The organism is Psychrobacter raelei (genome assembly GCF_022631235.3).
In the GTDB taxonomy this organism is placed as follows: Bacteria; Pseudomonadota; Gammaproteobacteria; order Pseudomonadales; family Moraxellaceae; genus Psychrobacter; species Psychrobacter raelei.
This window is the reverse complement of the sequence record NZ_CP093310.2, coordinates 2447878-2470026: the sequence shown is the minus strand read 5'-3', so window position 1 is coordinate 2470026 and position 22149 is coordinate 2447878. Positions and strand designations below refer to the sequence as shown.

At 45.7% G+C, this 22149-nt stretch carries 18 protein-coding genes; 12 read left to right on the top strand and 6 right to left on the bottom strand.

All coding sequences use genetic code 11. From position 1 onward, the window contains the following. Positions 1-593: 593 nt before the first annotated feature. From ndk to bamB, 8 genes are all read left to right on the top strand, one after another. Entirely contained in the window at positions 594-1025 is a 432-nt protein-coding gene (gene ndk, locus MN210_RS10360; protein WP_011961123.1) for a nucleoside-diphosphate kinase, read from the top strand. Positions 1026-1323: 298 nt separating this feature from the next. Continuing rightward, on the top strand, positions 1324-2535 hold the full coding sequence (rlmN, locus tag MN210_RS10355; RefSeq protein WP_425605603.1) for a dual-specificity RNA methyltransferase RlmN: 1212 nt from the start codon (positions 1324-1326) through the stop codon (positions 2533-2535). A 200-nt stretch (positions 2536-2735) separates the two neighbouring features. Beyond that, positions 2736-3554, top strand: a complete 819-nt coding sequence (locus MN210_RS10350) for a tetratricopeptide repeat protein (protein ID WP_338412172.1) — start codon at positions 2736-2738, stop codon at positions 3552-3554. A 104-nt stretch (positions 3555-3658) separates the two neighbouring features. Further along, the gene (locus tag MN210_RS10345) at positions 3659-4504 is read left to right on the top strand and encodes a RodZ domain-containing protein (protein WP_011961120.1); all 846 of its coding nucleotides are present in this window, start codon (positions 3659-3661) and stop codon (positions 4502-4504) included. Positions 4505-4635: 131 nt separating this feature from the next. After that, positions 4636-5760: a flavodoxin-dependent (E)-4-hydroxy-3-methylbut-2-enyl-diphosphate synthase gene (gene ispG / locus MN210_RS10340; protein ID WP_041773354.1), complete on the top strand. Its 1125-nt coding sequence runs from the start codon at positions 4636-4638 to the stop codon at positions 5758-5760. 104 nt (positions 5761-5864) lie between these two features. Further along, positions 5865-7175: a histidine--tRNA ligase gene (gene hisS / locus MN210_RS10335; protein ID WP_338412171.1), complete on the top strand. Its 1311-nt coding sequence runs from the start codon at positions 5865-5867 to the stop codon at positions 7173-7175. 87 nt (positions 7176-7262) lie between these two features. After that, positions 7263-8105, top strand: a complete 843-nt coding sequence (locus MN210_RS10330; RefSeq protein ID WP_241878496.1) for a YfgM family protein — start codon at positions 7263-7265, stop codon at positions 8103-8105. A gap of 155 nt (positions 8106-8260) precedes the next feature. Further along, a complete protein-coding gene (bamB, locus tag MN210_RS10325; RefSeq protein WP_155587523.1) occupies positions 8261-9457 on the top strand; it encodes an outer membrane protein assembly factor BamB in 1197 nt (398 codons plus the stop codon). Positions 9458-9602: 145 nt separating this feature from the next. Here the strand turns inward: bamB and MN210_RS10320 are convergent, their stop codons facing one another. Both MN210_RS10320 and MN210_RS10315 read right to left on the bottom strand, forming a co-directional pair. Further along, positions 9603-10607, bottom strand: coding sequence for a DUF1853 family protein (locus tag MN210_RS10320; protein WP_338412170.1), 1005 nt, complete (start codon positions 10605-10607; stop codon positions 9603-9605). 252 nt (positions 10608-10859) lie between these two features. Next, positions 10860-11825 carry an alpha/beta hydrolase family protein gene (locus tag MN210_RS10315; RefSeq protein WP_264755947.1) on the bottom strand — a complete coding sequence of 322 codons (966 nt, stop codon included), beginning with the start codon at positions 11823-11825 and terminating at the stop codon, positions 10860-10862. A gap of 239 nt (positions 11826-12064) precedes the next feature. Here MN210_RS10315 and MN210_RS10310 point away from each other — a divergent pair, with 239 nt between their 5' ends. After that, positions 12065-12757, top strand: coding sequence for an LOG family protein (locus MN210_RS10310; protein WP_227535102.1), 693 nt, complete (start codon positions 12065-12067; stop codon positions 12755-12757). 79 nt (positions 12758-12836) lie between these two features. Here the strand turns inward: MN210_RS10310 and MN210_RS10305 are convergent, their stop codons facing one another. Further along, positions 12837-14546, bottom strand: coding sequence for an FAD-dependent oxidoreductase (locus tag MN210_RS10305; RefSeq protein WP_338412169.1), 1710 nt, complete (start codon positions 14544-14546; stop codon positions 12837-12839). Between the two features lie 316 nt (positions 14547-14862). Between MN210_RS10305 and MN210_RS10300 the strand changes: the two genes are divergently transcribed. Further along, positions 14863-15267 (top strand): DUF1294 domain-containing protein, encoded by a 405-nt coding sequence (locus MN210_RS10300; protein WP_110816914.1) that lies wholly within the window; start codon positions 14863-14865, stop codon positions 15265-15267. Between the two features lie 120 nt (positions 15268-15387). On the opposite strand, the gene lspA is transcribed toward MN210_RS10300, so the two are convergent. The 3 genes from lspA to yihA all read right to left on the bottom strand — a co-directional run bounded on the left by lspA (position 15388) and on the right by yihA (position 19796). Further along, positions 15388-15996, bottom strand: a complete 609-nt coding sequence (gene lspA, locus MN210_RS10295) for a signal peptidase II (RefSeq protein ID WP_338412168.1) — start codon at positions 15994-15996, stop codon at positions 15388-15390. Then, positions 15989-18829 carry an isoleucine--tRNA ligase gene (gene ileS / locus MN210_RS10290; protein ID WP_338412167.1) on the bottom strand — a complete coding sequence of 947 codons (2841 nt, stop codon included), beginning with the start codon at positions 18827-18829 and terminating at the stop codon, positions 15989-15991. Before ileS ends, lspA begins: the two co-directional genes overlap by 8 nt. Positions 18830-19097: 268 nt before the next feature. Then, positions 19098-19796, bottom strand: coding sequence for a ribosome biogenesis GTP-binding protein YihA/YsxC (gene yihA, locus MN210_RS10285; RefSeq protein ID WP_011961108.1), 699 nt, complete (start codon positions 19794-19796; stop codon positions 19098-19100). Between the two features lie 712 nt (positions 19797-20508). Between yihA and MN210_RS10280 the strand changes: the two genes are divergently transcribed. Both MN210_RS10280 and MN210_RS10275 read left to right on the top strand, forming a co-directional pair. Next, on the top strand, positions 20509-20817 hold the full coding sequence (locus MN210_RS10280; RefSeq protein WP_011961107.1) for a c-type cytochrome: 309 nt from the start codon (positions 20509-20511) through the stop codon (positions 20815-20817). 415 nt (positions 20818-21232) lie between these two features. Continuing rightward, entirely contained in the window at positions 21233-21898 is a 666-nt protein-coding gene (locus MN210_RS10275) for a c-type cytochrome (RefSeq protein WP_011961106.1), read from the top strand. The last annotated feature ends 251 nt before the right edge of the window (positions 21899-22149 follow it).

The following is a 22149-nucleotide window of genomic DNA, read 5'->3' as shown; positions in this document are numbered from 1 at the left end:
AAGCTCTGTGCATACATATAAATAGGAGACGGGATAGAATGGGACGGATTAAATGATATGGCTAGTGCTGTTACAGGTTTTGCTATTAACTCAGTGGGTGAAATTAGGGCGGATATGCGGTTGTTCTCTCTCAACCAAATCCACTAAATCATTAGGGCAGTGATGCGTCATCAGTCAGCTTTCTCTGGGCCTTAATTATACGGCGCCAATTATAGCTAATATTTGCTCTGAAACCTAATTTTAGGCGCACTTTCGTCCCGTATTTTGGTTAAAATTTAGAGGCTATAAAATAACAGCAAGGTTAGCGCAAGATTAGCACAAGGTTATGTGATAGTTGGGTCAAAATAGTGAGGTGATTTAAACACAGCAAGACTGCAGCCAACCCCTAAAATCGGCTAAAAAATAAGACATAAAAGTTAAGTCTTGGTGTCTAATTGTTTCTATTTTGCGAACGAGATTTATTTTTTCCTATCATTTAGAAGCTGAGCCGTTATAATAAGCGCAGTTTAAAGGCATAAGTGCTACTAAAGTGGCTGTGTCTTTTATACCCTGTTTTATTTGCAATCCCTTCACTTAATTTAAGGAGCTTAATCATGGCTATCGAACGCACTTTATCTATCATCAAACCTGATGCTGTAGGCGGCAACCACATCGGCGCTATTTACAGCCGTTTTGAAGAAGCGGGTCTTAAGATTGTTGGCGCAAAAATGCTACATCTTGACGACGAAAAAGCTGGCGGTTTTTATGCTGAGCACAAAGAACGTCCATTCTACAATGACCTAGTATCTTTCATGACGTCAGGTCCTGTGGTTGTGTCTGTATTAGAGGGCGAAAACGCCATCGCTAAGCACCGTGAAATCATGGGTGCCACTAACCCAGCGGAAGCTGCTGAAGGTACAATCCGTAAAGATTTCGCTTCAAGCATTGATGAAAACGCTGTACATGGTTCAGACTCTGCTGAATCAGCAAAACGTGAAATCGCTTATTTCTTCAGCGACAACGAAGTGCTAGACCGTACTCGTTAATTTGACTTATGTTGTCAGTGTTAGACAATGCATGTATAACACCGTATTTATCACACCCGTTGGGCATTAGCCTAACAAAAAGACGGCTGAGCTGAGTGCTTAGCCGTTTTTTCATTGTTAATTCACAGCCAGTGTATGTCGGGCTTGATAACATCTTGATAACATAGAGGCTTGTATCAATATAAGTCATCAAATTAAGTTATAATACGTCAAATAGAGTGACAACCTCTTATCAATCAGCCTTGATTGATCATCTGTATACCCATCCACACATCCAACTTAGGTTAGATAAGTCATCATGACCAAAATCCCCATGCAGCCTGCAGACAGCACGCCCGCTACATTCCATCCTAATGCCCCGACCAAAACCAATATCTTGGGTATGAACCAAGAGCAATTGGGTGCGTATTTTAAACACATTGGTGAAAAGCCATTTCGTGCCACTCAGGTTATGAAATGGATTTATCAGCATGGGGTCACAGATTTTGCACAAATGACCAACTTATCCAAGGGTCTGCGTGAGAAGTTAAGCGAGCAGGCGTGTATTGAGCTGCCTGAAGTGGTGCACAAAGAGTTTAGCGAAGATGGTACACGTAAATGGGTGTTTAAAGTGGCTGGCGGCTCATTGGTTGAGACCGTATTGATTCCTGCTGATGACAGCAAGGTCAATGGGCGAAAAACCCTGTGTATCTCATCGCAAGTGGGCTGTGCGCTCGATTGCAGCTTTTGTAGTACTGGCAAACAAGGCTTTGAGCGGGATTTGACCGCTGCCGAAATCATCGGTCAGCTTTGGGTGGCCAATGCGTCGTATATGGAAGGGGTTGATAGCACCGAGTGGCAAAACAATGTGACCAACGTGGTGATGATGGGCATGGGCGAGCCGCTGTTGAACTATACGCCTGTGGTGTCCTCTATGGGTCTGATGCTCTCAGATCATGCTTATGGGTTATCAAAGCGCCGTGTGACTTTATCGACCTCAGGGGTTGTGCCCAAGATGTATGAGCTTTACAAGGATATTGATGTGGCGTTAGCCATCTCGTTGCATGCGCCCAATGATGAGCTGCGCAATGAGCTGGTGCCCATTAATAAAAAATATCCACTAAGTGAGCTTATCGCTGCGGCCAAGGCGTATGTCCATGACAACAATCCGCGCCACAAAAAACATGTGACCATTGAGTATGTGATGCTAGCGGGCGTCAATGATAGCGATGAGCATGCACAGCAGTTGGTGGCCTTATTAGACGGCCTACCCAGTAAGATTAACTTAATTCCATTTAATCCGTTCCCGCATGCGCCTTATGACCGCTCAAGTAACAATCGCATCCATGCCTTTAGCAACATCTTAAATAATGCAGGGTTTGTGTGTACTATTCGTCAAACTCGTGGCGATGACATTGATGCAGCTTGTGGTCAGCTGGTCGGGCAGGTGGCAGACAGAACCCGCCGCTCGGCAAAATGGCAGCAAAGTATTAAACAGCTTGCAGCCAATGAGCAGCAAAGCGAGGGTTAGTAGCGGCAATAGATTAACTGTCATGAGTATTTATTAGTCTTTAAGCACTTGAAACCTTAAGCCTGCTTGCATTATGATAAAAAGTTTATATGTTTTAGGTGCACAATCTAGGCTAGGTCGTTACAATACTGTTTACAGGATGGTATATTAACGCTTAGCCATTAAGGTGCAATTGGCGCAAGCCCTTTATAAGGATATCGATGACAACCAGCAGGCAGCAGTATGGCTTTAACTCATCGAGTGCCCATAGTAGGTTGCGCCTGACGCACTTTAGATTGACCCGTTTGTGTTATGCAAGCTTGCTGCTTAGCGTACTGCTTTTAATGATAGGCTGCCAGTCTATCGGCTCAGTGACAGGCGTAAATGGGCCTGCTCATAGTGCGCCAACTGCGAGTAGGCAAGTGGCCGACATAAGAACACAGATGGCGGCGCAGTATTTAAATACAGGCCAGTTAGATGCCGCACAGCGCCAGCTTAATAGAGCGCTTGAGGCGGATAAGGCTTATGCGCCCGCTTATGATATGCAGGCACTGCTACTACAGCGTGAGGGCAGTGCGCACAATTGGGCTCAGGCAGACAGATTTTTTCGTCAAGCGATCAAGCATGACCCAAGCTTTATGCCGGCGCATAATAACTATGGGGTGTATTTGTCCCAAAGTGGCCAGTATCAAGCGGCGCTGGCGCAATTTAAAATAGCTGGCTTAGCCTTAGGGTATGAGGGACGTATAAAGGCGTTACAAAACCTAGGCCTTACTGCACGGCAGCTTGGCGACACCCAATTGGCCAGCCAAGCTTGGGTGCAAGTACTTGAGCTTGATCGCGGCAATGTTAGCGCACATTTAGAGTTGGTTGATCTCTTATTAGACAGTGGTGAGGTGGCTTATGCCCAAAATTTGTATAATGAGATGCATCTGCAGCTAGGTGACGACGCCCAAACCCCTCGTATGATAAGACAAGGGGTTAGGCTTAAAGCGCTACAAGATACAATCGGAATACCTATAAAACCGGCAGTAAGATAAAAATTATCCTTATAAAGACAACATTCGCGACAGCTTTGAGCTGACTTTTCGCATAGTAAAGAAGCCAAAAAGCTAAAAGTTTGGATTCGTAACCCAGAGGCATCATGGACATAGATAAAAAAGACCCGTCAACCGCTAATTTAGACACATCCAACCAAAATGTCGGCTCATTTGGTAATCGACTCAAGCAGGCTCGCATCAACAAAAATCTGAGCATAGATGATGTGGCTGCCGAGCTATTTATTCTAAACCGTCATTTAGAAGCCATTGAAGCTGAAGATTTTAGATCGTTGCCTCAAGCAGCTTTTGCGCGTGGTTTTGTGATTAATTACGCTAAGTTTTTAGGTTTAGATCCCGACCAAATCGTTGATAGCTTTAACCGTAACTATCCCGATGAGCTAAAGAAAAAGAGTGTCGATGATATTGAGTCGCCACTTAAGCCTATGGGTACATTACAACGCGAAGGCCGACGCTCTATTCGTATCAATCCTTTATTGGTGCTGGGGGTTATCGGTCTGATTGTGTTGGCGGTATTCTTAATTCGCACCGTCTCTAATGCGCAAGATGCGACTGCTGTTGAAACCGATGACAACGCTTTGGTCGATGACCTATCAGACAGCGAACAGTCGGCAGGCGCTGCCATTAATACCGCTGTGGTCAGTGGCGGTAGTGCCTTAGATAATACAGGCTCAGCGGTGGCAAGCAACACCACTGATGCCAATTTGGATTTGACAGTCAGTGCCAATACGCAGCTAAATGTGGTAGATGCCACAGGTAATACCTTATTAAGCGGCAATCAGTCTGCAGGTAGCTACAAGCTTGCGGGTAAAGCACCCTTTAAAATTCAAATTGATCAAGTTTCAAATGTGGCCTTGAATTTAAATGGTCAGCCCATTGAGCTAAACGATTTTGCTCAAGACAATAAAGCCAACTTTAGCCTAGCGCCATAAGAGGTCTTTATCATCTTTATTTTTGGCAAGCTTTAAAAATAAAAGCGGCAGCGACATAGACGTTTATGCGCTGCTGGCCGACCTACCTTGTAATACGCTTTTTATAAATGTCCAGTCAACTGAGAAGTCTTATGTCAACTCCCTCTCCAATAAAACGTCGTCAAACCAAAAAAATCTATGTCGGTGATGTGGCAGTCGGTGGAGATGCCCCCATTAGCGTACAAAGCATGACCAATACGGACACCTGTGATGTGGATGCTACAGTCGCGCAGATTGAGCGCTGTGTGGATGCAGGAGCCGATATGATGCGTATCTCAACACCGACCATGGACACGGTAGCTGCCTTTGCCGAAATCAAAAAGCGGGTCAATATCCCTTTGATTGCTGATGTACATTTTGATTATAAGATTGCATTGGCTGTGGCGGCAGCGGGTGCAGACTGTTTGCGCATTAACCCAGGCAATATTGGTAATGATGCCAAAGTGCGCGAAGTGGTGGCCTGTGCCCGTGATTACAATATTCCCATTCGTATCGGGGTCAATGCCGGTTCATTAGAAAAAGAGATTCAGCGCAAATACACCGAGCCTACCGGTGAGGCCATGGTCGAGTCGGCCATGCGTCACATTGACATCTTAGATCGCTTAAACTTCGATCAATATAAGGTATCGGTGAAGGCCAGTAATGTGTTTTTGACCTTAGATGCTTATCGTTTGTTATCGCAACAAATTGATAATCCACTACACCTAGGCGTAACCGAGGCAGGTGTTTATCGTACCGGTACGGTCAAATCTGCCATTGCTCTAGGCGGTTTGTTATTAGACGGCATCGGCGACACCATCCGCATTTCATTGGCAGCCGAGCCTGAAGATGAAATTAAAATTGGCTTTGATATTCTAAAGTCACTTAATATTCGTGCCAACGGCATTAACTTTATTGCCTGTCCCAGCTGTTCACGCCAAGAGTTCGATGTGATTCGGGTGATGAATCAGTTAGAGGCCCGTTTAGAAGATGTACGGGTGCCGATGGATGTGTCGGTTATCGGTTGTAAGGTGAATGGGCCTGGTGAAGCCAAAGAGGCAGATATCGGGGTGGTGGGTGCATCCCCCAATTCACTGGTGTATTTGCAAGGTGAGAAGAGCCACCTCATTGATACCAACACCTTGGTAGACAATATCGAAAAAATGGTACGTGAGCGTGTGGCGGCGGCCGAAAAACAAGCTGCCAATGAAATCCTACGTGTCGATGGTAGCCAGTAGCGAGCACTTTGGGCTAATGTAACGTGGCCATTTTGCGAATGGCTGCTTTGTTCTTATAAAACGCAAGATAAGCGTTTCTCAAAAAAATAATCTGGGCAATAAGTATGATCAAATCAATCAAAGGGTTTAACGATATTTTGCAGGTAGAGACCGCCACCAGTCGCCCCAGTAGCGAGTGGCGACAACTAGAGGCGATGTTAAAACAAGCGCTAGATCAGTTCGGATACGAAGAGATTCGTTTGCCTATCGTTGAGGAGACACAGCTGTTTGCACGCGCCATTGGCGATGCCACAGACATCGTAGAAAAAGAGATGTTCAGCTTCACCGATAAGTCTGATCCGCCGACCCTCATTACCCTACGTCCAGAAGGCACCGCTGGTGCTGTCCGTGCTGTAATTGAGCATAACTTATTGCGCGGCGACAGTCCGAAGCTTTGGTACATGGGTCCGATGTTCCGCTATGAGCAGCCGCAAAAAGGCCGCTACCGTCAGTTTCACCAATTAGGGGTGGAGGCCTTTGGTAGTGAGCATGTGGATGTGGAAGCTGAGCTGATTGCCATGACCTACTTAATGTGGCAGCGCTTAGGCATTGATCATGAGCTTAGCTTAGAGATTAACAGCTTAGGGGAGCTTGATGAGCGCAAAGCCTATCGCAGCGCGTTGGTTGAGTTTTTACAGACCAAAAAAGAGCAGTTAGATGAAGACAGTCAGCGCCGATTGACCACCAATCCGCTGCGTATCTTAGACAGCAAAGATCCAAACACCCAAGCTTTATTAATGGAAGCGCCTCGCTTGGCTGACTTCTTAGGCGAAGACAGTCAAGCGCACTTTGAGCAGCTAAAGACGTATTTGACCGCCTTAGGCATCGAGTATGTAGTCAATCCAAACTTGGTTCGCGGGCTGGATTACTACAACAAAACCGTATTTGAGTGGGTCACTGACAAGCTCGGCTCGCAGGCCACAGTTTGTGCCGGTGGTCGTTATGATGGACTTATCGGTCAGCTCAAATCTATCGGTAAGTCAGAAGACAAAGCCAAAGCGGTCAAATCAGAACCCGCCGTCGGCTTTGCTATGGGTCTTGAGCGCTTATTGTTATTGGTACAAGCCGTGAACCCTATTCAAGCACAACCTGCTTGTGATGTATTCGTTGTGGTGCATCCCGACTTATACCAGCAGGGACTGTTGTATGCTCAGTCGTTAAGACAGGCACGTAGTGATCTGCGAGTGAAAATGGCCAGTGCCAGCAGTCTAAAGGCGCAAATGAAAAAAGCCGACAAATCAGGGGCTCAGTTAACTGTGATTTTAGCGCAAGATGAAGTAGAAAATGGCACCATTAGTGTCAAGACCATGCACACTGGTGAGCAGGTGAGCCAAGATAAATTATGGCTACACAGCGCCGAAAACTTTCGTCTATAATCACCAAGCAGTTATTGCTCCTTGTTTTGAGATTTCGGCAGTACGCCGCAATTTAAATATTTAGTTATTAATATATTAGGTAGATTTATGGCCAAACGTCCCACGCCCACTTCACCAGACTTGAACAACAGCGGTGAGACCCCTTCAATGGACAAGCTAAAGCAGGCTGCCGGCTATATCATAGGTGCTATTTTATTGGCATTAATTGGTTACTTTGGCTGGACCTATCTACAAAACTCGGGTCTAAAAGCCGATACTGTAGCTGCCGATAAGTACTCGGCTATTGAGACGGCCAATGATGAGCTAATGGGTGCGCCACAAGTAGATGCCGATGCCGCCGCCAGCAAAAAGCTCAACTCAGACATTGATGATCTTGTGGCCAAGCATGGTTCAACCATTTATGCTTGGCAAGCGCTGATGATTAAGTCGCGTAATGCTGTGGATGCAAAAGATTATAAAACCGCCGCTGCGGCCTTAAAAAAGGCGATGGAGATTGATGTTAAAGACCCAGGTCTTCATGCGTTAACCCAGCTTCGTTATGCCTCTGTGCTACTGAGTGATGGGGATATCGATGGCGCATTAACTCAAGCATCTACCGATGTGCCTGTGGCCTTTGAAGCGACTCAGCAAGAGCTATTGGGTGATATTTATCTGGCTCAAAAAGAAGATGAAAAAGCGCTGCGTGCCTATCAAAACGCATGGAGCCTTTTGTCTAAGCGTCATGAAGAGCGTCCGTTTTTGCGCTTAAAGCTTGAAAGCTTAGGGGTAACGCCTGAAGCCATTGAACCGACGACTCCTGTTGTGAATATGCCTGAGAATGTGGAGCAGCCTGCAGAGGGTGAATCAGATGCTGCTCTTGAAGCCGCGCTCTCGCAGCTGGCAGCCGCTCAAGCGTCGGATGCACAAGGTGAGGCAGGTCAGGCTCAGTAAGCCTGCGTTACAATAAGTAAGTACAATAATAGGCCATTGGACTTTTTGTTTACAACCGAATTTGTTATAACATACACAACAATAAGATTAGTACCAAAAACCCTAAAGCCGTTTTTTAGTGTGCTATGACTTTTAACCAATTGAGCTGATCTAATATGCAGAACAACAAAACCCCAAACTCACGAGCCGGTGTTATAGCACAAGCTTCTAAAATTAGTCTTTTATGTGTGTCTATTGCCTTGGTTTCTGCTTGTGGCAAAACCATTAAGCCTGAACAGCATAAGCCCACCAAATTGGTGCAGCTAGAGCAGTCTGTTAATGTGGTGGAGCCAGTGCTACAGACCAATGTTAGCGGCCGCTCAAAGCTTGCGGACGTCAACCGCTTTGAGGTGGGATTTGATGGTAAACAAATCGTAGCTGCTTCAAACTCAGGCAAAGTCTCCAGCTATGGTCTTAATGGTCAGGCGTTATGGAGCACTGACTTAAAAGAGGATATCGTGGGCGGCGTGGCATTTGACGGCGCCAGTCAAACTGCCGTAGTGACCACGAAATCTGCACGTGTGGTGGCCTTAAATACTGCAGATGGCAGCATCAAATGGCAAAACAAGCTAAGTGGTACCGTACTAGCACCGGCGCTTATTCACAATAATCGAGTGCTGCTTTCTGCCAATGATGGCGTGATGCATGGCTTGTCACTGCAAACCGGTGAGTCGATTTGGAAATTCACCACTCAAACACCAAGCATCAGTGTGCGTGGCAGTGCGAAGCCTACCTTGCTAGATCAGCGTACCGCGCTGCTAGGCGGTGCAGATGGCCGTTTGCACGCTGTTGATATTGAGGCCGGTATTCCGTTATGGAACCGCCGTGTGGGAATCCCTTCAGGCGCCAGTGAAATTCAGCGCATGACGGATATCGATGGTACCCCTACAGTCGATCAAGGTCAGCTATTGGCAGTCAGCTATAGTGGCCAGCTGTTGGCCGCAGACTTAGCAAGCGGTCAGGTTACTTTTTTGCAAGAGGCCGCCAGTAAAAACAGCTTGGCTGTGACGGACAGAGCAGTGATCAGCACCACTTTAGACGGTAAGGTAAAAGCTTACAACCGTCAAACTGGTGAATTATTATGGGAAAATGATGACCTAGCGTATCGTCAGCTCAGTAACCCTGAGCGTGTGGGTAACTACATTGCTATTGGTGACTTGGACGGTGTGGTGCACTTCTTATCGCCAGAAGATGGCCGTATTGTTAGCCGCACTCAGACTAAAGGCGCTATTAATAAGCTCACCTCAGCTTCAGGCTATCTATTGACTCAAACCAAATCAGGTCAAGTTAGCGTATGGCGCATGGCCCGTTAGTGGCAGCTTATTCAGCTTAATTAACGGATTTAAATAATCAGTTGCTTTAAAAATCCTCTTTAACCGCCGTTAAAGAGGGTTTTTTATACTTGTGGGTTGTGGGTTGTGGGTTGTGAGTTATGGTTATAGCTGTCATGCATGGTACTTATTTCGGTCTTACCAACACCACGGGCTGCTGCTCATTAAAATATAAATTGGTATCAATGTGTTCAAGGCGTAACGGACTATACGGCCACTGGGCCAAACGGTGATGGCGCCGACTCAGCTCAGCCTTATTAAGCGTGGGGTCGAGTAGCAATGGCCTACCTTGAGTCAAAAATCCGGCCTCATAAAAGGGGCGATTGGTAATCCACTCAATATAATGTGCTGGCCGCAAATTGGGCATCGCTAAGGCGTCAAGCTCAGCTTCACTGTCAACCTGATACCAAGTGTGTAAGGGGAAGTGCTCATTTAGCCATTGTGGACGTACAAAACTGGCCTCATTGGGACGGAAAAACCGCCCCTTCATCACCACGTAACGTTTATCAATTTTTACCTTTTCATAAAAATCCAAATCTACCCATAGACTACGAAACGGCTTGGTCTGCATATGCGTCAATTTGCGCTCAAGAGTGTCCTTATTATTGATACCGACCCAATTGGCAAAGCCATAAGGTGCAGAGCCTAGATAAAACTTTATTGCCAGCTCCCAGTGCTCTATCTCATTGGTGTCTTTATTGTGCAAAATAAAATCCAGCTCGCCGGTGGTCTGCATGCCGTTATACAGCTGAACATTATGAGCGACGACCTCATAGGGGTGTAATTGCAGGCGATAACCATCTTCTAACCAAAAATGCATCAACCCCTCAAAGTGAAAGCCCAGACGATAAGGGCTTGGCCGTGACATAAGATAACGTGTTAACTCCTGATAAGCTGTGGTGTTATCTAAGTGATGCAAGCGCTCAGCATAAGTGGTGTATTGTGTGTACCAAAAATCAGGCGGATGTACATCAATCTTAGGCGATACCAGATTTGAGTTGGGGGATATCCAGTGGGTCAATGCATCAGGGCAGGCAAGCGCAAAGGCCAAGTCGCGAACAAAAGGGCGCTTATACTGCTGCCATGGCTCAGATGTCTGCAAGGATATCTGTGAAGCGCGAATATCAGTCATATCAGTTATATCAGTTATATTAATGGGCATTTATTAAAGTGATATGGCGAGTATAACAAGCGCCATGGTATAGGGTGTATCTATCATAGCAAGCACTTACCGAAATGATACTTGGCATCTTATCGAGATTAAATGTGGCAATACTCACCGATAAAGCGAGAGTGCCAGCTTACAGCAGAGACAAAAAAAAGCTTTCTAAGCGGCAGCCAGAAAGCTTTTTTATGGCATTAATCTTAACTTGTGCGAGCCATGCTAAGCCGATACATCACCATGCTCTACAATCCAGTCGGTTGCCATTTGCCAAAGCTTGGGCGCTTTAGCATGGGTTTTACTGCTAAAGTATTTCATATGGCCGATGTGGTTTAAGCCAAATTCCTTGGGGCTTATCATACGTTTTTTGGCTGGCATGGCTGTAAATACAGCGAGCATATCGTCCACGTTTTTGGCATTGGCAATGTCATCATCGGTGAAGTTAAGCCATAGTGAGGGGGTATCTAATTCATCATAATAATGGGTAAATACAGTTTTGCCAAAGGCGGTCTTGATATAGCCTTTGCCATTACACCAATCACGCCACTGCTTGGCCACACCACGCGGCAGTGGCTCACCCATATTAAATTTATCAGAGGGCGTGTAGCCCAAGATAAGATTGCCTAGCGGAATGGCGGCGTCCATAAAGACCATAGCTTGTGCCTTAAAAGGCAGCTCCATATTCTTAATACGGCCTGAGGAGCAGGCCACGTTGAATACAGAGGACAGTGCTTGATAATTGGGCATTAAGCCAATAAGTTGACCGCCTGCACTGTGACCCACCAGATGGTATTTGGCGTTTGGAAATTGTTGCTGCAAGGCATCTAGTACGGCGGTGGCATCGTGACGTCCCCAGCTGATTAATGACGCATCACATTTAGAGAGCGCAGAGGTTAATGAGTCACCAATGCCTTCATTGTCATAAGTAATCACCCCAAAGCCTTGACTGGCAAGATAGGTGGCAAAGCTGTTATAAAACCAGCGTTTAATGCCGGTGGCTGGCGCTATCATAATGGCGTTTTTGATGTCATCAGCTAAGGTCTGCTCAGGCAAATACAGCGTGGCGGTAAGTGGCTGATTACGCTCCGTCATAATGATTAAGGTGCTGGGTGAGTTTGAGTCAGTGGTATTAACGGCTTGATGCTTTAAATCGTTAATATTGGTGGTTTTCTCAAGAGATGTACTCATAATAACTGCCCTGTAAGTGAGTGTCTTAAGTTAAGATAGAGTTAATAGTTACTTATAATACTCAATTTTTATGGGTTATAGTGTGATCAATGTAGACAGACAAGTCACCTAATTTGCCGTTTTGTACAGCCGATAAACTAAATCAGAACACAGTGATAAATTGTGTTATTACAGACTATGTTATTATGGTTCATCTGATTATTTATACCGATATTTAATTCTTAACATGGCACTTATTTATGACACAATCCTTAAACACTCAAGCGAATAGCGCAACGAACATGAGCTATAGCACCACCATAACCAGTAAAGATGTTGAGCATGTGACACAGGTCGTAGACAAAGCCTCAATCAAGCAGCGTCTTGTGGCGGTATACTGTGGGTCACGCATGGGCAATAGCCCAGTTTATGAAGCAGCGGCTAGAGAGCTGGGTACTGCCTTAGCAAAAAATGACATGGGTTTGGTCTATGGCGGCGCAAGTATAGGACTAATGGGCGCTGTGGCTGATACCGTCATTGAAGGTGGCTCGCAAGCGGTGGGCGTGATACCAAGCTTTATGCTGGATCATGAGATTGCTCATAAAGGGCTGACGCGTCTTCATTTGACCGATACCATGCACACCCGAAAAGCAATTATGGCAGAGTACGCTGATGCCTTTATCACCCTGCCAGGAGGACTTGGCACTCTTGAAGAGATTATGGAGATTGCCACTTGGCGCCAGTTGTATCAGCACGAAAAACCTATGATTATTCTAAACATCAATGGATTTTATGATCCCCTGATAGCGCACCTTAATCACACCACTGAGCAAGGGTTTATGAAGCAGCAAGACTTAGAAAGACTGGTGGTGTGTAACCGCATTGATGAGGCCATTGATTTGCTCAATCAGTACGTGCACATTGATGATCCTGTGGCTACTCACAAGATCTGATATCACTCAGCACCCCAAAAAAAGGGCGGCTTATTCGTTAAATAAGCCGCCCTTTTTTTATCTTTTGGTGTCACAAGTTTTAGCGTGATAGGGGAGTCACCACACCTGACATAGCTGGCGGAAAGGCGCGCATTTTTGCAAACTTTAGCGCCAAGCGATCAATGTCTTGCTTTTGGGTGAGGGCCAGATAGGACCAGTGATGCTGTTGCCGAGCTAACTCACATTCAGGCTGGGGCTGTATCAAGCCTTGGGCAATCAACTGAGCCACGATATCATCTGAGGCTTCAAGAGCAGAGGAGGCTTTAACGTTTTCTGCTCGTGCATAGGCCAGCTCAGGGTATAAGCTCACATCAGCGACACGTAGCGTGTCATTATCGCCTGGGATTTGTTGGCCACCATATAAGGCATTTTCTGTGGGTTTGGCGGTAGCAAACTGCGGCACAAACTCGCTGACCTGATCAATGGCACGTTGGCTGCGCTTGTGTAAGGTATTGGGATTCCATCCCTCATCGATAAAGTCTAAGTATTTAGGCTCAAGCTCAGGCTGGGCATCATTATCGGTGGTCGCTACCAAGCCATCATTAAATAAAGTCACGGCTTTATTCATGCTGTGGATTTGATAATAGCCTTCTGGATAAGGGGTAAGCTGTACCATGCCATGCGGAGTGCCTCGCTTGCCATGAATGATAATCTCCGGTAAGTGAGTGTAACTGCTTGAGCCAATACAGTGGGCAAGATTATCAATAGCATCTGACTCATAAGTGTCGGTGTTTGGTTGTGGCCAATGGGTGACATAAGAGGCTTTAAATTCCACCATACGCTGCGCCGGCACGCCAAGCATATTATCAATAATGCCGGTTCTAAAACCGCAGGCATTGATTAAATAATCTACTTGTATCGAGTGCTGCTGATTTGGCCCGGTATTATCTAGCGGATGGTCACTGCTGTGTTGGTCACAATGCTCAAGCGTGTGATAATGAATCTCCCAGCGTGCATTTCGATGGGTTATCTCATCAAGGGCAGTTTTAGGTTCATCCTGATCACTGCGGTTATGAGCTACTTGCACTTGAGCTGTAGAGGCCACTTCAGTGACGTCCACCACTTGAGTATTGAGTAGGAGATGTGCATTGGGATAATAGTTTAGCGCCGTTTGTGCTGAAGCTGCCAGTCGGAAGATATTCCAACCATACTCATTGACTGCCACAATAGGAAACTTAAGTTTATTAAGATCCAATTGCCGCGCTGCCGCTGCTACCCATTGATCCATAGATTTTGGCGTCAGTGTCTCAGAGGCCATAAGCTGCTCTAAGCGCTGACGGTCGTATAAGCGGTAATATTCTTCGGGTTCACCAAGCACTTTGTTGGCGGGGTCGGCGGTAATCATTGCCTGATACTCAGCAGTGAGCAGCTGCAATCTGGACAACAAGTCATTGGGGTTTCCGTCATCACGCTTGGGGATGGCAATGACTGTGGGGCGCACATCTATACTGTGCGGATACATACGCAGCATATCAATGGACTGCTTTAGCAGTGCCACACAATCTGCGTCTGGGATTTCCCGGTACAAATTACCGCCAGCATGTAAATGACACATAGGGGGCCCATCGATCAAACTGGCTTTGGTTTCAAACAAATAGGTCTGTACACCCAGCGCCGCCAAGCGAATGGCAATGGTGGAGCCTGCTACCCCGCCACCTATAATCCCCACCTTTAGTGGTATCAAGGCAGAAGGTGCAGTCGGCGAGATGGAGGCTAAAGGATTATGCGATGCGCCAATATGATTTTGCATAGATGTGGTCATTATATTTGGAGGTATCATTATAGTCAGGTCTAGATAATAAGGTTAGCGCCGCCAAATCAAAGGGGCGATATAAACACGCTATAAACACGCTATAAACAAAGGATAGGCAAAAAATGGTTTTTGCTACAATATACTTAGAATAACAAATATCGGTGATGATCACTGTTGCCGCACCGTAGTGCAAAAGCTAATACACAGGCCACGACAAACGTATCAACGGGCAGGTATAGATATTTATGGTGATGACAGCAATGATATACAAGCTTGATTTCAATACAAAATACAGTAGAACAACAAGGCTTAAATGAAAAAAACTTCGATAAAAAAGCGCAGCCAATCTCATCGCAGCCCTCAATCTAAGCAGCCGCTATTTATGGGGCTTGGATTTTATGGGGTGCTAAGCTTATTAGTATTCAAGGGCAGTATTGGCTGGCATGTGTTAGGCTGGTATGTGGTTATCGGTGTGCTGACTTATGCTGTCTATGCCAAAGACAAGCAAGCGGCGCAGCAGCATAACTGGCGTATTCCTGAAAGTACACTGCATGTACTGAGCCTGCTTGGAGGCTGGGTGGGTGCTATGATCGCTCAACATCAGCTGCGTCATAAAACCCAAAAGCCCAAGTTTCGCCTGAGATATTATTTAACAGTGCTCATTAATTTGGCAGGCTTGTTATATCTTATCTCAGGCGGTGATCTCTCGCGTTTATAACAACTGCCGCAGCAAAAAGCAGCAAGCCCGCTATAAGCGGGCTTGCTGCTTTTGGTAAAAACTAACGCGTAAATAAAGCTAACTAATTATTGCAACGTAGCCGGTAAAGCGTAGCCGGGCCTAAGCCTGATATTTGGTGTTGCGTTTGCCCTCTAAAAATAGCATATCTATCACCACGATGGCCACACCCACACAAATTGCAATATCGGCGATGTTAAAGATGGGGTAATGCCACACATCAGCATAATGCACATGGATAAAGTCAATGACCTTACCGATGCGCACCCGATCAATTAAATTACCAATAGCACCGCCTAAGATAAGTGCCAGACCCACGTTAAGCAGCTTGGCTTGGCGCGGGGCGCGGGTCAGATAAACCACCAAAAACACAGACATCGCCAACGACAAGCCAGCAAAAAACCATTTTTGCCAGCCGCCTTGATCGGCCAAAAAGCTAAAAGCGGCGCCATAGTTATACGCCAAAGTCCAATTTAAAATCGGCTCAATAACCGGTACTGGCTCATGGAAATTAAGCTTGGTATTGGCAATCCACTTGGTCCACTGATCAAGACCAATAACCAGTAGCGATAACAAATACCACATCAGCGCTCGAGGCCCATTGGCAATCAGTCTGGGGCGCTTGCTAAGCCCTGGCGTGGCTGTCGCATAGGCCGGCTTGGTCTCTACGGCATCAGAGCTTGACTGGGTATTGCCTGAATTCTTAGGCATAATGACGAACCTCGCCTGGACCTTGGATGTTGCTGACGCAGCGGGTACAAATTTCAGGATGACTTGGGTCGGTGCCCACATCATCACGCACGTGCCAGCAGCGCACACACTTGGTGCCTTCGGCTGGGGTCACCGCCACACGTAGGTTGTCAAGCTCCGTCTCATTACCTACGGTATTGTCATCAAGCTTATGCAGCGCCGCTGAGCTGGTGATTAATACAAAGCGCAGCTCATCTTCTAGCTTGGCCAGACTGCTATAGACATCACCATCTGTATAAATACTGACGGCCGCTGATAAGTTGGCGTTAATCAACTTGGCTTCACGGGCGCCCTCGATAACCTTGTTAATCGCGTCTTTGGCCTCTAAGATAATTGCCCAGTCCGCTTCACTGATTTTTTGCATGCTAAAGTCAGGCAGCTGATACCACTCTTGAGTAAATACATAAGCGTTGTCGCCTGTTGCACACTCTTTTAGTAAGGCTTCCCAAGCTTCTTGAGCGGTAAAGCTTAAGATAGGGGCAATCCAGCGTAGCAAGGCATGAGCAATATGATACATGGCCGTTTGTGCTGAGCGGCGAGGTTTACCCTGCGCCATGGTGGTGTACTGACGGTCTTTGATAATGTCTAAATAAAAACCACCCAAGTCTTGTGAACAAAACGCGGTCACTTGCTGAGTCACTTGGTGAAAGTCCATCGCATCATAAGCGGTGATAATAGCTTGCTGCACTTTTTGGGCACGCAGCATGATGTATTTATCCAAGCTTACCAGCTCATCCATCTCTAGGCTGTCAGTTTCTGGATTGAAGTCATCGGTATTGGCCAGTAAGAAGCGCACAGTATTACGGATACGACGATACATATCAGTTGCGCCTTTGAACGCCTGTTTACCAGCATTCATCTCATAGCGGTAATCACTTGAGGCGATCCACATACGTAGCATATCAGCGCCGGTCTTGTTGATCTCATCTTGGGGGTTGATGATATTACCCAAAGATTTACTCATCTTGCGGCCATTTTCATCCACCACGAAGCCGTGAGTCAACACTTGCTTATACGGCGCTCGGCCATACATCGCCTCTGAGGTTAGTAACGAAGTCTGGAACCAGCCGCGATGCTGATCTGAGCCTTCAAGATACATATCGGCTGGATTGACCAGCGCATCATCTTGTTCTAACACGGCAAAGTGTGTGGTACCTGAGTCAAACCACACATCTAAAGTATCGGTCGATTTGACATAGTCATTGGCATCATCACCAATGAAATCTTTGGCATCCGCATCAAACCAAGCTTCCACGCCACCTTTTTCGATCAGCTGTGCAATGTCTTCCATCAGCTCAAGCGTATTAGGGTGCAGCTCATCGGTGTCTTTATGGGTGAAGAAGGGAATAGGGACGCCCCAAGTACGCTGACGTGAGATACACCAATCAGGGCGGCCTGCGACCATAGATTCGATACGGTTCTGCCCCCATGCCGGTGTCCAAGTGACGTTTGGAATATCGGTCAGAGTTTGCTCACGTAAGGTATTATTGCGACCGGCTACTTGATGGTCCATGCGGATAAACCACTGCGGTGTGGCACGGAAAATAATAGGGGTCTTATGGCGCCAGCAATGCGGATAGCTGTGCTCCATCTTATAATGTTTTAGCAGATGACCGCTGTCATGTAATTGGGCAATAATCTTTGGCTGAGCCTTATAAATATGCTCGCCCACGAAGACTTTGGCGGTGTCTAAATACACGCCATTGCCCGCCACAGGGTTTACGACAGATAGGTTGTAGCGTAGGCTGACAATATAGTCGTCGGCACCATGTGCAGGTGCTGTATGCACTAGGCCAGTACCACTATCAGTGGTCACATGATCGCCCAAAATGATGGGCACTTGACGCTCAGCGATAAGCGGGTGCTGCGCTTTTATCAGCTCTAGTTTATCGCCGCTTAGGGTGGTGATAACGCCTTGGTTGTCTAGACCAAAGGCTTGTAGGGCGCTATCCACCAGTTCGCTGGCAATAATAAGGTTGCCTTTGCTGGTCTTCACCACACTGTATTCAACCTCCGCGCTGACCGCGATGGCCTGGTTGGCCGGCAAGGTCCAAGGGGTAGTCGTCCAAATAACCGCTGAGGTTTTGTCGTTATTGCCCTCTGGCAAAACTTGACTTGGGTCCACTAAGTCAAAAGCCACATAGATAGCATCTGAGGTTTTATCCTCATACTCCACTTCCGCCTCAGCCAGTGATGAGCCACAATCTAGACACCAGTTTACAGGCTTCATGCCGCGGGTGACATAGCCATTGGCGTAGATCTTACCTAAGGCGCGTACAATGTTGGCCTCTTGGTGAAAGTTCATGGTCAGATAAGGGTTATTCCAGTCGCCAAATACGCCCAGACGCTTAAAGTCAGCCATTTGTAGCTCAACTTGGCTACGTGCATATTCACGGCATAGGCCACGAAATTCAGTGGCAGATACTTTTTGACCCACTTTGCCGACTTTAGCTTCTACTTTTTGTTCGATAGGCAGACCGTGACAATCCCAGCCCGGTACATAAGGCGCATCGAAGCCTGAAAGTGTTTTGGACTTAACAATAATATCTTTTAAGACTTTGTTTACTGCATGGCCTAAGTGAATTTGGCCATTGGCGTATGGAGGGCCATCGTGCAAAATGTATTTTTCACGTCCGGCTTTTGCTTGACGAATTTTGCCGTACACATCATCTGCTTCCCAAGCTTTTAGCCAATCAGGTTCGCGGTTGGCCAAGTTACCTCGCATTGGAAAGGCTGTGTCTGCAAGGTTTAGCGTGTCTTTGTAATCGGGGGTTGAAGTCGTTGAATCAGTCATAGAAGCCGTCTTATATGTTAAGTTAAAACAAAAGTTAAAATATACGCTCAATACCTTCAAAGGGGGCTATAAAATATGAAAAGCTTTGAAGCTATGGCGCAGGCTATGAGCGCTACCTTAATCTCAATAGGTCAATGTTTAAATAGGTTGGGCCAGCGTTATTAAATATCAAATCATAGGCCACTGGCCACATAAATGAGTCAAAACATCCTCATTATAAAATAAAACCTAGCTTAAGGGTAATTGGCACAAAATTCAGGTTGTAGATTTACTCAGCTTGGCCATCAATTCTTAACCAGCGGCCCATGACTTCAGACAGCTCATCGATACCTTCTTTTTTTAGAGAGGAGAAAAGCTGAATCGAAAAGGGCAAATCGAGTTTTTCAAGCTCTCGTTTGGTCTGTAATAAGATGTTTTTGGCCGGACCGTATTTAAACTTATCGGCTTTAGTGAGTAAAACATGCACAGGTAGTTCACCATCTTTGGCCCAGCGTAGCATCTGCTCATCGAAGAACTTTAGCGGATGGCGGCTGTCCATTAACAGTACCAAACCTGCCAAGCTCTCACGTGACACTAAGTACTCTTCAAGTTCAGTTTGCCATACCAGCTTCATTTTCTCAGGCACAGCGGCATAGCCATAACCTGGCAGATCCACCAACCGTGCTTCTTCATTACCTATGGTAAAGAAGTTAATCATCTGGGTGCGTCCCGGTGTCTTTGAAGAGCGGGCCAATTGGCGCTGATTGGTCAATACATTGATGGCTGAAGATTTGCCTGCGTTTGAGCGGCCAGCAAAAGCCACTTCATAGCCGGTGTCAGGTGGACACAGCTTAAAAGTAGGCGCTGACATCAAAAACTCAGTTTGTTCTAAGCGCTTTCTGGGAGACAAATGTGATAAGTCAGAAGCCGATTCTGGCGCAATATATTGAGGTGCTTTGGGTTTTTTGGTCTTTGGTGCATTAGCCATAGGGTGTCTCAAGTTTTGAACTAAATAATAAAAATAGATACATACTAACAGTTAATAAAGGCAAATTAGATATTCAATAAAAGGCAAGTATATAAGAATAGTTACCTATAAAGGCAGATAAGTGGGCAGTCAGCTCAAATTTATAACTATCCCCATTATAACCAGTCTTACGCTTGAATGATAATAGCCCCCCTTTATAGCTTGAATAATGAGGCATGTCAGTGCTGAGTTACCCGTCAAAAGTGTTATTTTTTTTGCTCGGATGTAACTTTGAAAAGCACAGTATTTAATAAAAATAAAATATAAGGTGTTAATATTTAGTTTTATTAAACCCATTGATTGACATTATAGACCTAAAAAGTGGCCATAAAATGCTATTATAAGTGTATTAAATAACTAGGTCGGCAAAGCCTCTTGCACAAAGAGGGGTTACAAAAAGTTTATCACGCTGGTCAGTTATTAATTGAAATTTAAACAAATGCCTTCATAATAGTATTTAAGTGAATATCTGTTTACTGATTTTAAAGGGTGCGATAAGCGATCACATAACATAAGCATCCTGTTCGATAAATAATCTCAGATATTCTAACCCTTTGTACGATACCTCGAATCCGTTAAAGCCAAGACATCACTCAAATTGAATACCTTAGGCCGAAACATTGACTCAAAGTCTGCCAGCACGCTGGTGCATTCGAAGGTAAGGAGAACAAAAATGAAATTTAATAAAGCCATGATGCCATTAATAGCCGGGATATTACTCAGCGGTGCCCCTATATTGGGCAATGCCGATGTTGCTCAGCGTTATGAAGCCAGCTGCGCCGCTTGCCACGATACCGGTGCACTTAATGCCCCAAAAACAGGCGATACTGCGGTTTGGGCGAAATTAAAAGCAGAAAAAGGCATGCCAGCTTTGGTACAGTCGGTTAGAAATGGTGGAAAACAAATGCCTGCAGGCGGGCTTTGCAATGACTGTAAGTCTAGCGCTGACTATGCCGCTTTGATTGAATTTATGTCCAAGTAGTGCTTTGTTTAGCCTTAAATAAAAACGGGGCAATAGTTAATTACAACTAAAACAATCGACCCTAAATATTATTTAAAAAATGCTGAGACTATCAGCTAAAGCCCTGATAATATCAGGGCTTTTTTGGGTGTTATTGCCCTTATGCTGTAGTATGGGCGCTAATTATTGCTGTGCTTTGACTAATATGTCACGGATGGGTAGCTATTTTTACAAAACTATTGATATAATAATGGTATTAATTATTCTCTGTGAGTGATTATAACTTAAACCATATGCTGAGCGCTTGGGCCTAAATTTGGCGTAACGCAGTCATTATTGTTGCTGCTGACACTGTAATTACTTCAGCAGCTTGGTTATGGTCAAGGGTTATAGTTATTTAGCTACCGCATGAAAGACTTAGTAGGATTAGACTACAATGAAAAAATTGCTCGTTGCCACCAGCCTATGTATTGCCAGTATCAGCGCCAGCGCAGCCCTTATTGTCCCTAAATATGATGTTGCGGCAGGTCAAAAAATTGTTGAAAACAACTGCGCTGCCTGTCATGGTATGACTGGCGTTAGTGTTGTGCCTACTCAGCCAAACTTGGGTGGCCAAAATGTGCGTTATTTGTTTAAACAGTTAAGAGATTTTAAAACCGGATATCGTGTTAACGGTATCATGCAGGCACAGATTTCTGCTTTGTCTGAGCAGGATTTAGCCAACGTAGCAGGTTATTTCTCACAGCAAAAACCTTGGGGTGCTTTCGCGGGTAACCCAGCAACTGCCGCTGAAGGTAGCAAGCTGTTCTTAGGCGGTGATAAAAAGCGCGGCGTTATTGCTTGTGCCGGTTGTCATGATCCTAAAGGCTTAGGTAATGGTTATGCAGGCTTCCCACGTATTGGCGGTCAGCATCCAGAATACTTAGGCATTCAGCTTAAAGCGTTCCGTGCAGCAGGTCGTGAAGATGATGTAACACGTGATCAAAAGCGTATTAACGACTCAGCCAAAGAGGGTGACAAAGGCATGATGCAGGTTGTGGCCTCTCGACTGTCTGACCGTGATATCAAAGTATTGTCACAGTTCATTGGTGCGGTTCACTAAGCCGATATCAGGACCTACTTGCTTATTAAGTTTGGCCTAAAAGATATCATCAAACATCAACCCCGTTCTTCGGGGTTTTTGTTATTATGGGTGTTATTATTTTCTGGCTTATTTTGTGCTTAAATTGGGATTTAAACCTCACTTAGTGGTTTAAATTGCGTAATTAGCCCCAACGTTTTAGGCTCTAGCTTACTTTTAAATTGGCTGGTTGTTAAATTAGCTTGCTCTTAATTACAAACTTTAATCCATGG